The organism is Candidatus Infernicultor aquiphilus, assembly GCF_002784285.1.
In the GTDB taxonomy this organism is placed as follows: domain Bacteria; phylum Atribacterota; class Phoenicimicrobiia; order Phoenicimicrobiales; family Phoenicimicrobiaceae; genus Infernicultor; species Infernicultor aquiphilus.
This window is the reverse complement of record NZ_PFKO01000366.1, coordinates 1-3041: the sequence shown is the minus strand read 5'-3', so window position 1 is coordinate 3041 and position 3041 is coordinate 1. Positions and strand designations below refer to the sequence as shown.

Sequence of the window (3041 nt, the reverse complement as noted above, 5' to 3'; positions counted from 1 at the left end):
CATACTTATATCAGCTTAATGGCTCAATATTTTCCAGCCTATCAAGCCAGCCAATTTCCTCTCCTCTCTCGAAAGATAAATAGAGAAGAATATCGGGAAGCGTTACAGGCTTTTAAGGAAGAGGGATTAGAAAATGGCTGGTTCCAGAAAGATATATAAAAATTATTAAAAGGAAAGAGAACAAGTATCTATGAAAGGTATTCAAGCAGAAATTTATTTATTAGGGATAGTAGTTATTTGGGGTTCTACATTTGCCATAATAAAAGGTATCCTTGACCAGATTATGCCTTTTACCTTTTTAGCTTACCGCTTCTTTTGGGCCGCTTTTATTTTAGGCCTAATATTTTGGAAAAGGCTAAAAAATATTGACAAGATAATTCTCGGGAAAGGATTCTTGATCGGAATTTTTCTCTTTCTGGGCTTTACTTTTCAAACCGTAGGTTTAAAGTATACTACTGCTACTAAAGCTGGGTTTATTACCGGATTGTCTGTAATTTTAGTTCCTATTATTTCTCATTTTTTTATAAGAGAAAAAATTTCCAAAAACTCTATTATAGGAGTAATTTTGGCGGTTATTGGATTATGGTTTCTTAATTATAATAGTAGCTTTATTTTTAATTTTGGTGATTTTTTAGTTTTATTGTGTGCAGTATCTTTCGCAATGCACATAATATCAGTTGGTTTATACGCCAGGAAGGTGGATTATGTTTTATTGGTAATGGTTCAATTGACTACAGCATTTGTATTATCTTTTTTAATGGCTCTATTTTTTGAAAGGCCGGGGATTCATTTATATTACCCTTCTGGTGTGTGGTGGTCTATTATATTAACCGGAATATTTGCTACTGCTCTGGCTTTTTATATGCAAAATAAATTCCAAAGATATTCTACCGCTACCAAGACAGCGATTATATTTTCCGGGGAACCTATATTTGGGGCAATCTTTGCCTACCTTCTCTTGGGAGAGAAGGTAGGCCTTATCGCCTGGATAGGAGGATTGTTGATAATTTTTGGTATGATTATATCTCAAAGAGAAAAAAAGATATAATTTTTTACTTTTTTATTTCTTCTAGCAATATTTTTATATCTTCAAGTTTTTCAGGAATGGTTTTAGGCATACCTTCTTTTCTTACATATACTTTTTTCCAGAAAGGTTTAGAAAGTTCACCGTATTCTTTAGCGTATTTATCTAAATAATCTGCATATTCAGTTATTACTGTTTGAGCATTACCATGAGTGGGATAAGCGTTAGATTCTTTAACCACCTCTCTTAGTACCTTTGGGTTGTCAATAATCATACAAGGTAACATTAAGTTTTCGGAATAAGGTTGTCTTGCTCTTATAGCTTTAAATAAGGGAGAAGCTAAGGCCTCTTTTAAAGAGGCATTCCTTACATTATGAGTAGCACAGTGGGTAAAGACACAGGGTTCGTAATCTCCTTTTACGTTTACATGTAAATATCCGGATTGGCGACCTCCGGCAATACATCCTCCTACATGCATCCCGTCATTCCAGAAATCTCCAATAAAGACCGGATAGGTACTTCTTAGGTAATTGACCCTCCTCCAACCATATAATCTTTGTTCTGGAGTTTGCATTAGGTTTACGTCAGGATTTCTGCCGATAGGGATATAAGTAAAGTACCAACCAAACATACAACCCTTTTCTTCTACTAATAATTTCATAAGTTCATCACTATAGATAATTTCGGTATTATATCTGGTAGGAGTAGCAGAGAAGCCATAAATTAGTCTGGCTTCCTTACAGTTATCCATACTCTGCATTATTTTTTCCCATACTCCTTTGCCTCGTCGATTATCGGTTTCTTCTTTAAGCCCTTCTATACTTATAGCTGGGGCAACATTACCTAATTCCTGTAATTTAAAAGCCATATCTCTATCTATAAAGGTTCCATTAGTATAAATCATAAAAGTGACATCGTGATGTTTTTTATAGATATCTAACATATCATCTCTTATAAAAGGTTCACCGCCAGAGATAACAAAAAAACAAGTTCCCATTCCTTTAGCTTCAGTTATAACTTTATCTACATATTCAAGGGGGAGGTCATCTTTTTTAGAATAATCTCCGGCATAACACCCCGTACACCTAAGATTACATCTCATGGTAGGGCTGATAACTATAGTAGCAGGACAGGGGATGCCTTCTTTTTTTTGAAAATCCTCTCTATTTTTTGGACCCATTAAAATATAGTTAATCATAAAATTTAATACCATCTTGTCACGAACATTAGGGTAGATTTCTTTTAATACTTTTTTTGCTAACCGATAGGCTGGAGCCTTGTCTTCGAATAATTTTCTAACCCTGCCTATTTTAGGTTTGAACTTCGGGGCAATTTTTTCTGCGGCATAAGTTAGTCGAATCAGATTATTATCAGAAGTATTAACTAAGGCTTTTATGATAAGATTTATAGTTTGTTTAGTAGTGTAATTTTTAAATTTCTCAATATAATCCATAATCTTTTCCTCCTATAATAAAATTATTAAAATTATTTGAAAAATTTACTTTTTATTTTTTATATTTATTTCATCTAAAATATCTTTTAAGAAATTTAATAAGGATCTTTTTTCTTTTTTATCCATCTGCGAGATATATTGATTATAAGTTTGAATATAATTTAAATATTCATCCAGGTTATTATTTTGTATGGTTGCAGATTTAGGAATTTTATTAATATATTTGGCCAGTACTCCTAAACATATTCCGGCAAAGACCGTAAGAGCTAATTCAGCATAAGCATTAGATACATTAGAAGGTAAAATTTGACTTAATAATTGCATTTCTGCAACACTCTGGGCTATTTTTTTAATAAGAAGTATTAAAATTAGCAATAAACAAGCACAGAAAATAAGAGGAGACTTGGTTGGTAAGAAATCTCTAAGAAGATCTTTTATATTAAACTTTTCTTTAAGTTCGTCATATTTTTGAGTAATCTCTTCTTTTAATTTATTTAACTCAGCCATCTTTGTTGGGAGCCTTCTTTTTATTAGAAGAGTAGATATGGCATATCCCTTTTCGGT

3 protein-coding genes are annotated in these 3041 nt (G+C 32.5%); 1 reads left to right on the top strand and 2 read right to left on the bottom strand.

Translation table 11 applies throughout. The annotated features are described in order from the left end of the window. The first annotated feature begins 190 nt into the window (after window positions 1-190). On the top strand, window positions 191-1048 hold the full coding sequence (locus COZ07_RS10290) for a DMT family transporter (protein WP_406608476.1): 858 nt from the start codon (window positions 191-193) through the stop codon (window positions 1046-1048). 4 nt (window positions 1049-1052) lie between these two features. Here COZ07_RS10290 and COZ07_RS10285 read toward each other — a convergent pair whose 3' ends face one another. Beyond that, the gene (locus tag COZ07_RS10285) at window positions 1053-2477 is read right to left on the bottom strand and encodes a radical SAM protein (RefSeq protein ID WP_406608475.1); all 1425 of its coding nucleotides are present in this window, start codon (window positions 2475-2477) and stop codon (window positions 1053-1055) included. A 45-nt stretch (window positions 2478-2522) separates the two neighbouring features. After that, a partial coding sequence (locus COZ07_RS10280; RefSeq protein WP_406608474.1) for a hypothetical protein occupies window positions 2523-3041 on the bottom strand: 519 nt, incomplete at its 5' end.

Excerpts from the sequence above, each read along its gene's own strand:
- COZ07_RS10290 (WP_406608476.1), top strand. The coding sequence starts at position 191 with ATGAAAGGTATTCAAGCAGAAATTTATTTATTAGGGATAGTAGTTATT.
- COZ07_RS10285 (WP_406608475.1), bottom strand. The coding sequence starts at position 2,477 with ATGGATTATATTGAGAAATTTAAAAATTACACTACTAAACAAACTATA.